15 protein-coding genes and 1 tRNA gene are annotated in these 16,435 nt (G+C 43.6%); 9 read left to right on the top strand and 7 right to left on the bottom strand.

What is annotated here, in order from left to right:
• The first annotated feature begins 200 nt into the window (after positions 1-200).
• A complete protein-coding gene (locus Xsze_RS04855; RefSeq protein WP_038240866.1) occupies positions 201-689 on the top strand; it encodes a hypothetical protein in 489 nt (162 codons plus the stop codon).
• Positions 690-1,016 carry a lysozyme inhibitor LprI family protein gene (locus tag Xsze_RS04850; RefSeq protein ID WP_038240864.1) on the top strand — a complete coding sequence of 109 codons (327 nt, stop codon included), beginning with the start codon at positions 690-692 and terminating at the stop codon, positions 1,014-1,016.
• Between the two features lie 65 nt (positions 1,017-1,081).
• On the opposite strand, the gene Xsze_RS04845 is transcribed toward Xsze_RS04850, so the two are convergent.
• The 3 genes from Xsze_RS04845 to Xsze_RS04835 all read right to left on the bottom strand — a co-directional run bounded on the left by Xsze_RS04845 (position 1,082) and on the right by Xsze_RS04835 (position 2,474).
• Positions 1,082-1,543: a hypothetical protein gene (locus Xsze_RS04845; protein WP_038240862.1), complete on the bottom strand. Its 462-nt coding sequence runs from the start codon at positions 1,541-1,543 to the stop codon at positions 1,082-1,084.
• Between the two features lie 18 nt (positions 1,544-1,561).
• Positions 1,562-1,867 carry a hypothetical protein gene (locus Xsze_RS04840; protein ID WP_051462537.1) on the bottom strand — a complete coding sequence of 102 codons (306 nt, stop codon included), beginning with the start codon at positions 1,865-1,867 and terminating at the stop codon, positions 1,562-1,564.
• 343 nt (positions 1,868-2,210) lie between these two features.
• A complete protein-coding gene (locus tag Xsze_RS04835) occupies positions 2,211-2,474 on the bottom strand; it encodes a helix-turn-helix domain-containing protein (protein ID WP_038241120.1) in 264 nt (87 codons plus the stop codon).
• A 1,378-nt stretch (positions 2,475-3,852) separates the two neighbouring features.
• Between Xsze_RS04835 and Xsze_RS04830 the strand changes: the two genes are divergently transcribed.
• The 7 genes from Xsze_RS04830 (at position 3,853) to Xsze_RS04795 (ending at position 11,398) form a co-directional block, all read left to right on the top strand.
• Positions 3,853-5,640 carry a type VI secretion system baseplate subunit TssF gene (locus Xsze_RS04830; protein WP_099138647.1) on the top strand — a complete coding sequence of 596 codons (1,788 nt, stop codon included), beginning with the start codon at positions 3,853-3,855 and terminating at the stop codon, positions 5,638-5,640.
• 34 nt (positions 5,641-5,674) lie between these two features.
• The gene (locus Xsze_RS04825) at positions 5,675-7,687 is read left to right on the top strand and encodes a type VI secretion system Vgr family protein (RefSeq protein WP_038237551.1); all 2,013 of its coding nucleotides are present in this window, start codon (positions 5,675-5,677) and stop codon (positions 7,685-7,687) included.
• Complete coding sequence (locus tag Xsze_RS04820; RefSeq protein ID WP_038237546.1) at positions 7,687-8,184, top strand: DUF4123 domain-containing protein; 498 nt, start codon at positions 7,687-7,689, stop codon at positions 8,182-8,184. Before Xsze_RS04825 ends, Xsze_RS04820 begins: the two co-directional genes overlap by 1 nt.
• Positions 8,185-8,215: 31 nt before the next feature.
• Positions 8,216-9,610, top strand: a complete 1,395-nt coding sequence (locus Xsze_RS22610; protein ID WP_244431789.1) for a hypothetical protein — start codon at positions 8,216-8,218, stop codon at positions 9,608-9,610.
• Positions 9,611-9,687: 77 nt separating this feature from the next.
• Complete coding sequence (locus Xsze_RS04805) at positions 9,688-10,242, top strand: hypothetical protein (RefSeq protein WP_038237567.1); 555 nt, start codon at positions 9,688-9,690, stop codon at positions 10,240-10,242.
• A 97-nt stretch (positions 10,243-10,339) separates the two neighbouring features.
• Entirely contained in the window at positions 10,340-11,107 is a 768-nt protein-coding gene (locus Xsze_RS22605) for a hypothetical protein (RefSeq protein ID WP_244431788.1), read from the top strand.
• A gap of 21 nt (positions 11,108-11,128) precedes the next feature.
• Positions 11,129-11,398 (top strand): PAAR domain-containing protein, encoded by a 270-nt coding sequence (locus Xsze_RS04795; protein ID WP_038237543.1) that lies wholly within the window; start codon positions 11,129-11,131, stop codon positions 11,396-11,398.
• 426 nt (positions 11,399-11,824) lie between these two features.
• On the opposite strand, the gene Xsze_RS04790 is transcribed toward Xsze_RS04795, so the two are convergent.
• The 4 genes from Xsze_RS04790 to Xsze_RS22075 form a co-directional block, all read right to left on the bottom strand.
• Positions 11,825-14,263: a DUF5906 domain-containing protein gene (locus tag Xsze_RS04790; protein ID WP_084616220.1), complete on the bottom strand. Its 2,439-nt coding sequence runs from the start codon at positions 14,261-14,263 to the stop codon at positions 11,825-11,827.
• Between the two features lie 108 nt (positions 14,264-14,371).
• Positions 14,372-14,578 carry a helix-turn-helix transcriptional regulator gene (locus Xsze_RS04785; protein WP_012987855.1) on the bottom strand — a complete coding sequence of 69 codons (207 nt, stop codon included), beginning with the start codon at positions 14,576-14,578 and terminating at the stop codon, positions 14,372-14,374.
• A 282-nt stretch (positions 14,579-14,860) separates the two neighbouring features.
• Complete coding sequence (locus Xsze_RS04780; protein WP_038237540.1) at positions 14,861-16,075, bottom strand: tyrosine-type recombinase/integrase; 1,215 nt, start codon at positions 16,073-16,075, stop codon at positions 14,861-14,863.
• A 164-nt stretch (positions 16,076-16,239) separates the two neighbouring features.
• Positions 16,240-16,334, bottom strand: a tRNA-Sec gene (locus tag Xsze_RS22075).
• Between the last annotated feature and the right edge of the window lie 101 nt (positions 16,335-16,435).

The following is a 16,435-nucleotide window of genomic DNA, read 5'->3' as shown; positions in this document are numbered from 1 at the left end:
CCAATGAATTTCAAGTTGCATTGTAGCGGCAAGGGAATGCCCTCCGGGAACATAGATAACTGTCTATTTATAAAAGGATAAATGAACACAGCCAACAAAGGGACAGTTTAATAAACGAAAAGGATATATACTTTCATACAATGGCACGCTCCCGAGATCTATGTCATACTTTTTTAACCTCAAGCAAGGAGTATGCCGTTATGTTTTATTCAAAATACTTAATTTATTTTGGTGCAAGCTGTTTACTCTTATCTTCCCTCGCTCAAGCACAAACATCATCTGAACAATTATCCTCAAGCCAGAAAAAATATCTGGAAAAACAAATTAGTGAACAAGTGACAGATAAGTCTGCCCTGAAAGATATAGCAAGTTGGCCTGATAGCAAAAAAGTCGCAGAATTTATTTGTCGCCCTTTTGCTTTGCCTGCCATTAAGAAATATCACAGAAATGCCGATAAGGTTTTTCTTGGTGAGGTATTACCTGATGATATAGAGCTGATATCTTCTTCCGAATTGATGGGGATAGGGACATATCGGACAGGCATTGACTGGCACGATATTCAATTTACCTGCAAATTGGATGCGACAGGTAAAGCACACTCTTTTACGTTCGAAAAATTCGAAAAAATAGCGCCGCCGAAGCTGCAAACCGGGCCTGGGCCTGTTTTTCTGCCTCATAAGGAGAACTGAATGAAATATCTCTGGTTGATGTTACTTCTCCTGTCGCCAGTTGGCTTTGCCGCCAGTTTTGACTGTGCAAAAGCCAAAGCTCCCGATGAAAAGGCGATTTGCTCAAACAAAAAGTTAAATGATCTGGACGTGGAAGTGAGTGTGAAATATCAATTTCTGCGCGGGTTATTTGCCATGGGCGTATCCGGCGAAATCCATGATAGCCAGGCAGCATGGTTGAAGCAGCGCCAAAAATGCAAAGGAGACACCGCTTGCCTGCTGCAAAGTTATCACCAACGAATAAACCAACTTAATACGTTGTATAACTCAATAGATAAGCCGATTTAACAGAACATAATGATTAGAAACTCAAGGACTGGTTTTCTTTCCTTGAGTTTTTTATAAAAAGCACCTCATTGAATGATGGAGATCTCATCATCGAATGGGTTAAGCACAACATAAAATTTGGAAGTAGACTGAACATAAATCCTATTATTTTTTTGCGTTATCTCCATAAAAGGGTTTGATTGTGTTGAATATAAGCACCATTTAATATTCTTGTTTTTATCTATCCTCACGATAAATCCTTCATTCCCCATCTCCCCCTCACCACATATCACGACACTGTTATCACTCAATAAAAGTTGATCGTTGATTTGAATTTCTGACCAAGGATCGTTATATCGTTCAAGTAACCCAGAGAGGGTCGACTTACCTTCATATGAAAGGCAATATTCTTTTTCAAATGCATTTTTCAGTTTATTATTTTGGGTACAGAAAATATCTATATATTTCACAATATCTGTATCGTTAATAATAACATCCAGCCCGATTAACTGATTATTCATCCATCTGACTTGTAATTCTTTATTCATATTTCATCTTGATGTTAATTAGAGCACCTCAATCATTGCCACTCTTTTAGGCCCTTCATATACATTTAAAACAGCGCCCTGAATGAGCAAAAAATCTGGGGCTTCATCAAATAAGAAATAAGCTGTTCCGAAGCCAACTCGACTTCCCCCTTCATTATTGTTACTTGTTATATCTAAGGCTAAACTCCAGGGACAAGCTTTACCCCCTTTTCCTTTCATTGATTCAGTCGTGACATAATATCGTCGGTTGAGTGGTAACCTCACTTTTCCACCTTGTTTTTCATCTACCCAATGAACTTTCACGTTAACTTTTAATTGAGCCATAAAAGCATTTTCCCTTTATAGGATAAGAGGGTTATACCTCATCAGGTTCAGGTTCAGGTTTAGATGTAAATATGGTCACATTAAAGCCGGTTCTGATGCTTTAAATGATGTGATGCTTTAAATGCAGTCAGGCGATGATTGGCGGGACCACAGGAGTACTAAAAACATAGTAACAAATTGATTAATAGCCATTTTAAATTTATAAAATCAACAGAATACCCCCTTAAATACCCCCATAAAGTTTCATCTGAATTTGTATATTCATGGTCGTGACTTAGAGCTATTCAGCCATGAGGAATGAATGATATCGAATGTTGTTGTATCTCACGGCTGGGGAATGAAACTATTTGGCAGTGTTATCGCGAACTTTGCGTTCAACAAGATTGCCGTTCATATCAAAATAACGGCTAGGCCAGATTTCTGAGGGATGAATGCCAAGGTAATTTGCGATAATCCATTCACCTTTCGGCCACGGTCTGCTGAATGCGTTTGCCAGTGTTGAGGAACCAAGCCCGGCTTCACGGGAAACTGCCGCTAAGGTTGTACCACGTTTACGTAATGCGGCGATAATGTCGGCCTGATGCCAGTCATTTCTAACGTTATTCATTCCTGCTACCCCTTCCATTCATTAATATTGATGGTGGTGATTCAAGGCAGGGTTAGCAGACTGGGTTCACACCAGCGAGGCCGAAGCCCCCCTGCCTGAACCACCATTGAATAGGTGTGAGCAGGCACACTGGCAGGAACTTCCTACCAGTGGATCGTTCTAACAGGGGTGCAAATCCCTGACCACTAGATTTTGCTAATGGCGGGAATACTTGAACGGATTGTTTTATCTAACTCAATAACTGAACTGCTAAGTTGAACGGCTATAAACCTACTTCAAACTTATTTGAACTCATGCGCTATCAAACAGAAAGTTAGGCTATTTTGTAGGTAAAGGCGCAGTGAATCCTGCCCTCAGTTATCACACAAACTCAGAGGAGAATACGGACGGCTACATCAATCTTTGTTGTTTATTCTCGTTCGTGATCGCTTTGCTATCCGTATTTCCCCTGTATTTTCAGATCATTTTTTATTTATTTCGAAACATTCCCTGCGTGCCGGTTAGGTTCACCATTCCGTGGTACGTCAGATAATGTGTAGCAGGGCGAGAATTGTGTTGAGTTTTTGCAGGAGTTCGCTACGTGCTCAGCACAGCGATGACATGCTCCCCATTCAGGGCCTGATTCAGTCAGGATGAACGCCTCATTATCGTGACGTGGGTAATTTCTCCTTTTTTCGGTATCAGCCTGTTGTCAGGCAGTGGGTGAAAAGCAAACAAAACAGAACGATTCAGACAGAAAAATACCCGTAACAACGAGTGATTTTGAGTAATACGTGGATCAAATGGGTCGTAAAGGCAGGCCGGGCGTGCACTGGACGTTGGCCGCCTGACGGCATCACTTGGTAATCGCGCAGCTCATACACAAGTGACGCCGCACAGTACTCGGGACGTTATCGTGAGTTAATCAAAATGTGGATTAAGATCGTGCAGGGTTAAATTGTGATGGTAAACGTGGCAGGGGACTGCTCTGCGTGAGTGATAAGCCGGTGAGTCCAGAAACCGGATAACTTTCATCGCCAGACGGTGGGTTATTGTCCAACGATATCTGCTTCCAAAAGTACGCAGACGTACCGCAATACTTGCTTTCCCTTTCAGGCTACGGGAGTTTTAGTTCGCCACCCGAAGGCGATCCTGACAGGCGATGGATCGTTATTGTCAGCAAAGATGTTATCGGTTGAAGTGAAGGGGGTCAAATGATTACTGCGATTGTTTTTTAAGATTTTTCTTGAATCGTAAAAAAAATGAAACCCATCAATTAAATTAACGGATAATTGCGTATCATAGCCAAATTTAGTCCAAATTATTTTTTATTTATAAATATTTCAAATGAAATGCCGATAGATTATTCACTCGGACATCTGCGCAAAAAAGGAGAGACATGAAAAACCATAAAGAATCTCTATACCTGCAAGAGCTGGCTTGGTTGCGCGAAAAAATGAAGTTGACCGCAACGGAAAACTTCTATCTGGCCGAATTTCTGGAGCATCCCAATGATCCGGATATCCTGCGGATTATGGAGGGTTTTGCCCTGCTGTCTTCCGGTGTGTGCAGTAAAATTGATGATACCTGCCCCGAAGTGTCCCATGAAACACTCGCCCGTATCTGGCCGCATACCCTGCGGCCTGTACCTCCAACCACGATTATGCAGTTCACGCCCCACCAGGGCGTGCATCAGGGTGCCGCTCATATTCCCAAGGATACACCGGTAACGGCCGCTGAGGGAGAACAGAATCTACAGTTTCATACCTGCCGTGATTTGCCTGTTGAGCCGTTTGTGGTGTTGGATAAACAGATCCAAAAAACCCGCGAATACAGCGATATTGTGCTGACGCTACAGCAAACGGGAAATACATCTCCTGTCTGGTCAGGCGGAAAACTGCATTTCTTTTTGGGTTCCGACCCAAACCGCGCCGCCCAGTTAAGTTTATGGCTGGATATGCAGATTGAGGAGGTCTATCTGCGGACAACGGAAAGCGAAATCAGGCTCAGACGCAGTGATTTTCTGGGCTGGAGTGAAAACCTCCGGCACACCTTGTTGCCCACCGAAGACCTGCCTTTTGCCCGTCTGCAACAAATGACAGAATATTACTGCCTGCCTCATGTGTTCAGTTTCATGACGCTGGATATCAGGGAGCAACGCGAATTGCAGTTAAATCCGGATAATACTTGTGAGCTGATTATCCGCCTGAACGGGGAACTGCCGCTGGATTCGCTGGGGGATGCTTTTCAACTTGGTTGTGTGCCGGCTGTTCATCTGGAGCCGATGGTCAGTCAGCCCATGTCATTAGAGCCGGGTAATGCCTGTTATCCGCTGACGCTGGCAGATACCGTGCGGCTTTTCCGTACGGAAAACATTCAGACAGCCAAACAGCCCGGCGAAAAAACGGTGCCAGGAAGCGCCTCGCGTGGTAAACCCTGCTGCTTCCTGCCCATTGACCAATTCCAATCCAAAAGCGACTGGCTGCTGAATGAGGGCGATCCTGATAACGTCTACTTTCAGTCATGGGTCACAGACGATTTACTGGGACGTCTGCATAACCAGATCCGCTTTATTGGTATGGATGGCAAAGCGGCGCACAATCTGTCACCCCAGACGGTATGCACCCATGTTTCCGGCTACCATATTCAGGCCATGCAATTGGATGTCGGCGAAATTATGCACACACAGGCCTCGGTGCCCGCCCATTTACACGCCCGTAATATCACGGCGGTGTCGCCCGACTTCCCGCCGATGGTGACAGGCCAGTCAGACTGGTCGCTGATCAATCTCTTAAATTGCCCGCCTTTTTTGCTGTTCAATGCTGAATCGCTGAAAGGATTTTTGCGTCTGTATGATTGTTATGCGGATCATGATCGCATGCTGAGCCGCCGAATACAGCAGCATATTAACGGCATTGTGCGGATTGACGCCCGGTCAGATGCACGTATTGACAACACGAAAGAGGGTCAGGGGCGTTCCATTAATGGCCACTATCTGCATATCACCCTTGATCCAGACTGTTATGACAATGACGGCGTCATGTACCAGTTCTGCCGGGTAATCGACGAACTGCTGACATGTTTTGTTGTGCAGAATAATTTCATCCTGCTCACCATTTACCGGCAGGGTGAGTCACAGGCGTTATGGACATTCCGGCAGCGTACCGGGCGGCGCAGTGAAATGTAGTGCCTTGAGATGTTAATGAAGATAAGGAGATAAAATGCTAAAAAGTGGATTGCATTTTCTTTGCCGGATAGGGGATTTGCCCGAAGAGACATTTGCCGTGGCGGATTTTACCCTGCGGGAAGGGCTGTCTGACCTCTTCACCCTGAACCTGACACTGGTTCAGTCTTTACCTGACAACCCGTTTAAACCCAAGCCGGAAATCGATTTAACTGCGCTGTTGATGCAGGAAGCCGTGTTACAAATCTTCCACGGGGAATCTGAACAACGCAAAATCACCGGGATTATTTCCCACGCTGACTGGTGCGGTACTAACGGTAACAAGACCCTGTATTCCTTCACCGTGCGCCCTTTCCTCTGGCGGCTGACGCTCAATCAGGACAGCCATATTTACCACCGTCAGAATGTGCCGGATATCCTAAGCCTGTTACTGAAAAAACACTATGTTCGCGCCGATTCGCAACTCGAAGATCCCCATCACAACCGGGAATACACCACCCAGAAACGGGAGTCGGACTATGCTTTTTTCTGCCGGCTGGCGGCCGAAGAGGGGATCAGTTTTTGGTTTGAAGATGAAACGCTGTTTTTCAGTGACAGCCATCTGGGGATGACGGCCAATCTACCGCTGCAATACCAGCCCCAGCCTGATACCGCCCACGGGCAGGATGTGATTTATCAGGTACGTCTTGGCGTCGGCATGGCACCCAAGCGCAGTATTCACCGGGATTACAACCCGGACAGGCCACTTTCTCCGGTGTACCAATTGGAGAGCAGCCCGGACTATCAGGCATTAGGCTCACTTACACCCTATACCATTTACGAGAGTTATGGGCGTTTCCAGCAGGAAGCAGAAGGTAAACCGTTCGTGAAGTACCGCCATGAAGTGCTGAAAAACCAGACGCAACGGGGCAGCGGGCAAAGCAATTGCATCAAACTGCGGCCGGGCAAAATCTTCGAAATCGAAAATCACCCACATACCCCGCTCAATACCCGTTGGCAGGTTATTGAAATCAGCCATCATGGGCATTGCCCACAGGCATTGGGAGACAATAGCGGCGAGGGTACCACACTCAGCAACGATTTCAGCTTTATCGACGGTTTTGCCGACTGGCGACCGCCGTTTCATTACAAGCCACTGGCCGACGGTGATGAAAGCGCCACCGTTGTTGGGCCGGAAGGCGAAGAAATCTTCGTCAACAAAGATGGGGCGATTAAAGTGCATTTTCACTGGAACCGTTACGATAAAGCCGACGACAGTGCTTCCTATTGGGTGCGTGTTACTCAGGGCTGGAACGGCAACGGCTTCGGTTTTATGGCTATTCCGCGTATCGGGCAGGAGGTGATTGTTTCCTACCTCAATGGCGATATTGACCGTCCAATCGTCACTGGTTGTGTCTACAATGGCCTGAACCGCCCGCCTCTGGATTTACCCTCCGCCAAAACCCGTACCACCTTTAAAACCAAAACCCATAAGGGCAAAGGCTTCAATGAGCTGCGCTTTGACGATGCCAAAGGCAGTGAAGAAGTGTTTATTCATGCGCAGAAAGACATCAAAGCGCAGGTACTCAATGATGAAACTCACAATGTGGGTCATAACCAGACGCACCACATTAAAAATGATGCCCATTTACGTATCGATAATGAGTACCGCGTACAGGCAGGCAATGATATTTCGCTGTCAACCGGGCAAAAACTGCACATCAAAGCTGACGATGCGCTGTTAACCCAAAGTGGCAATGAAATTCATTTGAGTTCTGGTGCCAAAGTGGTGATTGATGCCGGTTCTGAGCTGACAATTCAAGCTGCGGGGCATTTTCTGAAAATTGATGCAGGTGGGATCAGCAGCAGTGCGGCTATTAACCTGGGCAGTGGAGCGCCGGGTAATGGCTCAGGCTGGGGCGGTAAGTTGCCAGATATGTTGGATAAACTGGCGCCCATTAATGTAGCTCAAGTTGAAAAAATGGTCACTGCACCACCGGAAAAAATTTGCCTGTCCTGCCTGATGGAAGCGGCATCAATGGGGTCAGTGATGGTCATGAGGGGAGAATGATGACAATCACGTTAAAGGAAAAATGGGAAAAATACCGGGAAACCTATCCAGAGATGAAATTATACGCCTTAGTGGATGGTTTACAGTACGAGCGCCATTTTGATGAAGAACTGACGTATATCGCAGGACAGAATAATCCGCTGTTCCGGCAATTCCCGGATGCGGAGATCGCCTTTGCCGGGCCGTGGCTGTTTGATATGTGTCAGGCTCAGGCATGGGAAGCAAAATTCCTGCGGCTGGAAAGCGCTGCACCGGCTGTTTCCTGGCTGTATACTACACAGTCACTGGACAAACTGACCCGTCATCTCGAACCCTATTTAAATATCCGGTTAAAGACAGGGAAAACCGCATTATTACGTTTTTACGATCCCCGCGTTCTTCATCAAATTCCACACCTTTTTACGCCGGAACAGTTGACTCAGTTCACGCAGAATATTGAAGAATGGCGGTATCAGCTTAATAATAACGCCTATATTGTAAAAGGAATTTCATCATGAAGGAAAAAAACAGCCTTACCTCATATCCGATTTGAAAAATGACATAGCCCAAAAAATTGAAAAGGGAAAAAGTAAAATCCCTCACCCGACCAGTGTTCCTAACTGTGCGGGAAAAGTGGGGGATGTGGGCGTGAAATGCAATCAGAAATTCAGTCATCAGCTAAAATTATTGTCGATTGATAATCAGGTTAACATCAGTAACGTGCCTTATGCCTATATATCTATCCCCGCAAGAGGATTTGGTAAAACGAATGGTGAAGGCAAAACCGATCGTATTATAACCCAACAACCCGAAGAAGTGGCCGTACTGGTTGGCAAGCTGGCGAAAAGCTATGAAAGAAGACGTGGCAGTTTTGGTTCACTGAAGGAACTGGAAGAAAGAAAAATCAGCCTGCTCACCAATACGGGTGAACCCACCACCGAGGAACCGTATATCAGCGGTTATGATTATATTACCGTGGTAGGGGCGAGAACAGAACCTGGGGAAGCTAGCTTTGGTTCAGCGAAGAGAACAATTACAACATTGCCAGATATTTTTGATAGTGAAAAAGATTGGCAATTATTTACAGAATCACCGGGAAATCAATACCGTTTTATTAATTGTGGATTACATCAGTTGCAGCTTTTTCCTAAAGCCAGTGAGGGCGATCACGCAGTGCAACGTATTATGGTGGTATTTGAACAGGGATATACCAAAAAAGATATTAAAAGGATTAACGAATACACTACAGGGTTAGGCGGACGTATTGTTTATGTAAAAAACAAGCAAGGACTTATCAATTTTCTTAATCAGAGGAAAGAAAAGAAAAGACTGATTAAAGAGATGTCGTTTTTCTGCCATGGCATTATTGATTATGCCACTTTTCATTATAAAGGAAAGGATGTGGAAGGTGGAAAGTTTGGGCCAGAAGAGATTGAAAAGGTGTATGAGTCCATATTTGATTTTGATGCTAAAATAACAACTTATGCTTGCCGGGCAGGGATTTCAGTTGATAACGGATGGCCTGGTGATTTTACCGGAATACCGGATGTAGGACAGGATAAAAGCCCAGCACAGCGAATGGCGAATGCCTGGGATGTTGAGGTCAAGGCATTTGAGAAACGTTCCTCTTATATAGGAATATATGGAACGGATAAGGAGACTAAAGAATATAGTAAAGTAATTGATAAATATGAGGCAGATTGCAAGGCTTATAAGTATGAAGTAAGTAAAGGGAATAAAAACGCCAAGCCTCCAGAAAAACCCAAAGATTATGAGATAATGAAAAAACGTAATGAGGGTGTAAAGGTAAGAGATTATAACGAAGACAATGGTGGTGGTCCTATAGCACCAAATGGTTCTTGGATATTACCAGGTACAGGTGATACACCACACGGATTAAAAAAAGGTCTACAAAATTATAAACCAATAGAGTGGATTTTATGAATTTACTTAAAAAAAAACGTATTGCTAAAATTTGTATCCTGATGATTTTTATTTTACTTTTCTTAGGTGGTTATTATATGTATATGAAAAAATATCAAATGTATGTCAGGGTAGCTTCATATGATGAAAATTCAGCTGAATTTCCGTCTAAAAGAATTTGGTTTGATGCCAGTGAATGGCTAAACTCTCCACAGTACATCAAAGTTCATGGCACATATTTGATTAATAAAAAATTTATCCCTCTCGAAAATCTAGATACATGGGGAGCTTTGGGAATAACCATGAAATTACAGGACAAAATTGACAATTCAAACACATTCCCTGAACTTAATGCATTAAAAAATATGGAAACGATAAAATTTTTAAATTTAATGAAAGATAAAATGAGTTATGAGTATATATACACGAAATTTGATGAAAAATCATTGAAGCCAGTACTGGACTTCTTTTTGGTTAAATTTCTTTATAAAGAAAAAAGATATGAATTATTAATGATGAGAAGATTATATGAAAATGATTATGTATATGACCATTATGGATTTGTTTACAAAGAAAATGAATGGCATAAGGAAAACGATGACATCATGACCTACCGTGATTACCTTGAAGGTAAGATCGATTCATACAAGTAAAAAATAGAAACTATAGTTGCTGGATTTAAAATAGCATAACGAATAAATTTCACCAGCGACTATAGCTTTAGCCATTATGATCGGAGATATCATAAATATGCCTATAGAATTTAATGAAGAGCAGTACAATAAACTAAAAATCCATGCATTCAATGCATATCTTGATGAATTGTTAGTGAATTGTAATGAATCTTATCCCCATATTGAAATAAAATTAGGTAAAGAGGGATTAAGAACCGCACTGACAGACGCCGTAGAAAAAGCAAAAAACGATGGTTTTGATCAACGCGGTCCCGTGCAGTTTTATATTGATATGTATATTTTATTTGGGACGGAATTTCAGACTGATCCGCAATATACATGGATAAAGACAATCCTTGATAATCACACCCAGCTTGGTCAATTAGAAATCACAACGCTACTTTATCATGAGGTTACTCGATATTTTAATGAAATACAGGGCGAACAGGATGAATACCTTAAAACCAGTGTGTCTAAATTACAAAATATCAATATTGAAGGTTTAAACGTTCAATGGAATACCTATGAAAGTAACGTGGATGCACTTTTAAATTCCCTTTACCCACAAAAATACCAATATATCAAACAGAATGATGTCAAAAAACTTATCCAATTCGGTGTTGAGAAATCGGGTCAGTATGGCATGGGAAATGCTAATGAATCAGCCTTTTTAACCCTGATAATGTTTTTATTAGGCCATCAATTTGATCAGGATATTTTCTTGCCTCATTTAAATAAAAAATTGTTTAATCAATACTATTCTGATACCGATTCATCTGTCATAAAAATAGAAAAAGCAGTTAAAGATTATTTGAAAATATTTTCCAATAACATAGAAATTTAGCCGATTAAGGAGGGAATAAATATGCCAAATAAAGCCGTTATCCGGTTAAACGATAAAACCGATCATGGTGGTAAAGTCATCACTGCGATTGAGGGTTATATCTATCAGGGGATTCCGGTTGCCGGAAAAGGTGATTTAGTTGTTTGCCCGAAATGTGAGGACACATTCCCGATAGTCGAAGGGAGTACATCTTTAAAATATAAGGGTAAACAGATTGCATTGGAAGGCATGAGCACGGCCTGTGGTGCAAAACTGATTACCAGCCAGAAAGGTTTTCTTGTCATGGAATGAAGTATTTTCTTCTATAGTGTTTTACTGACGCGCTGCGCTTGTCTTCTCTGATTTATCTGGCTAATACATTAACCAGATAAATCAGAGATCCTTAAAACACCATACCCGCCAGAAAAACCATTTTTATTTAACCCCCCTCCCTATTAAAGAATTAGGGATAAAACTGTTCACCCTGTTCACCTCTAAATATTTTTATTTATATTCATAGTGTTAAAGGGTGATGACTTGAAATCCAACTCATCACCCCTCTTCACCTAACCCTTCACCCTTAAATCTGAAAAAGGTGAACAGGGGTGAAGACTTGTGAACAGTTTAAAAATAACTGTTCACCCTTCAATATATTGATATATATGGTTTAAATTACAGAGTGAACAGGGGTGAACACTTTTCTATATTTTTCAGAAAATCTTATTAGGGTGAAAAAAATTATTCTTCTGGCAGGCTATCCCTTACCAATTGAGGCATCCATTCGATAGCCGTGTCGATATTCAGGTTCAGATTGCTGCGAATGCCCTGTTTACTTTTCTTACGCAGGTAATGCTGGTTGTATTCAGCCAGTGCGCCGGGCATATCCATACCGAATCGGGTCACAGAAACCGGTTTGTTCAGGTTGTTGCCTTTCATATAGGCAAGGTAGGCGTGATAGAGGTATTTACGGGGATTAAATGGCACGATTTCCGCATTGCCGATTAACAAACCATCAGCTTCATGGGAAGCCACCAGATAGCCGCAAAAATCGACCAGCGGATCTGTACCGCGTTTGATATCCAAAGCCTCTTCGGATTTTTGTTGCTCTGCCAGTAAATGTCTTGCAGTTTGTGGATCAGTAAACCAATGAAGCAATTGCCGGATAATGACAGGCAGTTCTGCCGCGATTTTATCCCGCAGAAGCGGATCACGTTCGTTTTCAGGCACGACTTCGGAAAAGTTGAAAATCACCCGGCGCCGCGACACCCCGCCACTGCGATCACTGAAACTCATGGCGTTATTGTTCACCGCCAGCACCACAGCAGGAATTCGGGTTGAATAAGGCTGTTTGTGCTTCGGGTCAACGGCGACTTCATCCCCACCTGTAATCGCCTTGATGCCGGAACCATCGCCCACATAGCGCGTCTGGTCGGGCAGAATAATCAACGAATACCCAACAATCAGCGCCCTATCCCGCGGGTTTTCCAGTGCGGCCATACTGGCAGAAACGGTATTGCCTTTGCCTGCCAGCATCGCGCAGATTTCAGCAAAGATGCTTTTGCCACTGCCTCCAGCGCCTGTGACTTCCAGAAATAACTGCCAGTCATAACGGTTTGCCAGCACCATAAACAGCGCGGCCAGCACTCTTTCTGCTTTATTTTCACAGTGTGCCGTTGCTCGGCTGAGCCAATGCCAGAATCGGGGGGAATGGCTTTGCAGGGTTTCCCCCGAAACGGGGGAATTGAATTCAACGTCATTCGCAAGCAATAGCCAGTCATGTTTGTGATGCGGTCGGAACTGGCCGATTTTCAGATCAAACACGCCATTACGGAACCCGATTAAATGGCGTTCTGGTGCGTTCATCATGGGAAGTTGTAATTTCAGGGCATCCACGGCAGCACTAATGCCATGCGGCGAGTACGGCATTTTCTCTTCCATAAAGGCCGCCACCATATCCCGCTGTAAATCGCGGTTGCTGACCGGACGCCAGATAACACCATCATAGTGATGTACGGCTTCCGACGCGCCATCCAGAGCCAAATCGCCGTCATAACGTGCCAGTAACACTTCTCCGCGCTGACTGGCTCCCATCTGACATAAGGTCAGTTTTGACGATTCGACATCATTGGGCTGAATCGCAGCTTTTTGTTGCGTTTGTGTCGGTTGATAAAGCCCCTGAACAAAAGCCAGCTTTGCCGTTTCTACACCGTGTTGTTGGCGGTAGTCATCCCAATCAGCTTTAACCGTATCCGGTGGTAACGCCACCCAACCATTAACCGTAAGGGCTGCTTTTTCTGCCGAGATCTTACCAACATTCTTTTTGGGTTTGCCGTTTTTATCCCGTTCGCCCGGTTCGTGCCAGTCATTATCTGCGGCAATAATGATTTTTGTGTCCGGCCAGTACTCCCGAACGGCTTTTGCCACTGGGCATAAATTTCCCTCATCCAGTGCCGCCAGAATCAGGCCATTATATAACTGGCTGACCGTCAGTGCAGTAGCGTAACCCTCGGTAATGATGACTGTGTCGGGATGTTCGCCCGGCTCAGACAGGGCGATAAATGCGCCTTTCTTTTGAGTACCAAACAGGTGTTTTCTTTTTCCATCCGGCCTGATAAGCCGTGCACCGGTGACTTTTTTGTCCAGTGTTGTCAATGGCAGCAATAAAGAGCCATCTTTCAACAATCTCTGGTTAGGGTACTGAAGCCCCTTTGCAGCCAGATAAGGCGATTCTCCGGCGATACTCTGCGCCATCAATGTTGCTACCTTGTCGGCAATCAGCTGTGTCGCACAGTTGTTTTTTCTGGCGGGCTTGGATTCGGGCAAAGGTAATGCCAGCACGCCAGCCACAATTTTCGCCGCCTCAGTAATAGAAATTCCTTTGGTTCTTGCCACCAAATCCAGCCCATCACCATAGTTTGGGGTATCACACTGGCGGCAATGCCAGTTACCATGATGGTGATCATCAATAAAGTGAAAACGGTCAGTGCCGCCGCAGATCGGGCAGGCACCATGTTTGTCTTTTGCCGGGATATTGATGCCACAAGCAGGCAGCAGATTTTCCCAATGATACATGGCAGATTTTTTCACAGATTGGATCAGGTCGAGCGGTTTTTGACGAGCGGTCTTATCTGAAAGTGTAAATTTAGGGTGAGTTTGGGTATGCTGTGTATCAGCCATCATCGTTACTCCTAATAACGGTTGTTGGTCAGACGCCCCGGTTGTGTTCGCGCACTCTGGGGCGTTGTTTTTTTATATTACGTGTCTTATGTCATGTTCTTTTAGGTGTTATGCCGCTCGTGATCCTGCGATCCGCTGCGCTATCCAGTTATCAATTTCTGATTCAATAAATGCGATAGAACGAGAGCCGAGTTTAATTTGTTTCGGGAATTCTCCATCGCTGATCAATTTGTAAATCCACGCCTTGCTATAACCCGTTCTGCGCTGAACTTCCGGCAAACGAATAAGATTTTCTTTCGGTGCTGTCATTGTCATATTTTTTCTCCTGTTACCGAGTCCTTGAGCGCTCATCGTGGACGTTATTGGATGACAGGCGAATTATTTAAAAAGCAAGATTAAATGAACAGCGTTAATTGTTTTTTCCATTTGTAAGATTTATCGTTTTATAGAAAGTATCATCTCCCAAATTGTATTTTGAATGAAAATTAGTCACTGTTGGCACTGCCAACAAAGCCTAAAAAAACACCACACGTATATATATTGTATGAAAAATAGCTCTGTTGGCACTGCCAACACGGAGCAAAAACAATCGTCCTTTTACGCCCTTTTGCCAAATTTTCCGATTAGGACATTTTCACTTCGTTCCAGTATCTCCATATAATCCGCATACCATTGCATCATTTCCCTACGTCCTTCCAGATATTGGGCGTGATTGTAAGTGCCCCGGATGCTGTTTTTATCAACATGGGCAAGCTGCATTTCAATCCATACAGTGTTATAACCTTGTTCATGCAGAATAGTACTCATGGTATGGCGAAACCCGTGCCCTGTTGCCCTGCCTTTATATCCCAAAAGTTCTATTACATGGCTAATGCTTTCTTTGCATATTGGTTTACTGCGATCACTTCTACCAATAAAGACCCACGGATAATCACCCGTTATTAATCTCAATGATTTAAATAAATCAACACATTGATCAGATAAAGGCACAATATGCGGTCGCCTCATTTTCATAATATGTGCAGGAATTTCCCAGATAGCATTATCAAGGTCAATATATTCCCATTTTGCATAACGTAACTCTTTCGTTCTAACACCTGTAAGTAAAATGATCCGAGCGGCTGTTTTTGTTATGACACTGCCTGTATAAGCAGACAAATCTTTTAGAAAAAAAGGTAATTCCTGCTCTGTTAGAAAAGGGTAATGCTGTTTTTTAGGTACAGCCAAAGCGCTGGCTAGATCGGGGGCAGGGTTATATTCAGCTCGGCCTGTGATAATTGCATACTTGAAAACTTCCCCACAACGCTGCCGAACCTTCCGTGTTTTCTCTAATGCACCTCTGGCTTCCAGTTTTTTCAGTACTTCAAGTAATTCCAAAGGTTTTATTTCTGATATGGGGCGATAACCAATATGAGGGAAAATATCCTTTTCAAAGGTATCAATAATTTCATCACGATAACGCAATGACCATCTGTCAGCCTTAGATTTATGCCATTCTCTCGTGATAGCTTCGAATGTATTATTTAGTTTGTGTTGGCTGGCTAATTTCTTTTGCTTTTTATCAATATTTGGGTCTTGTCCCTCTGCAATCAGTTTCTTGGCTTCCTCACGTTTCTTTCTTGCCTCAGCCAAAGAAGTATCGGGATAAACACCCAACGCAAGTAGCTTTTCTTTATGATTAATTCGGTACTTCAATCGCCAATATTTTGAACCACTTTGCTTAACCAACAGATACAAACCACCGCCATCAGACAACTTATAGTCTTTTTCCTTCGACTTACAAGTATCTACTTGACGGGCTGTTAATTTCATTTGGGGGTATCTCTTATAGGGGTACATTTTTATACCCCTATATATACCCCCAATTGATAGTGGATTTCAATAGATTCAGTTAGACCAAAAAAGACTAGCAATCCATTCAATTGACTGTAATTAAATATTTTTATTGAATACAAAAGACGTCACTGGACAATAAATGGCGGAAGACCACAGGAGTTGAACCTGCCGAGGGCCGCTGGCGGCCCCATCTGGATTTGAAGCCCAGCCGCCCCACCGGGGGCGATGATCTTCCATAAAAAAAGATGAAGAGCAGGGATTATAGCGCGCCCCGCAAAATATCTAAATCTCTTCGTCACTTCACAGATCCCTGATATAAAAAGAGCCGGATTATAG

Origin of the sequence: Xenorhabdus szentirmaii DSM 16338 (assembly GCF_002632585.1) — a bacterium.
Classification (GTDB): Bacteria; Pseudomonadota; Gammaproteobacteria; order Enterobacterales; family Enterobacteriaceae; genus Xenorhabdus; species Xenorhabdus szentirmaii.
This window is presented reverse-complemented; position numbering and strand designations above follow the sequence as displayed.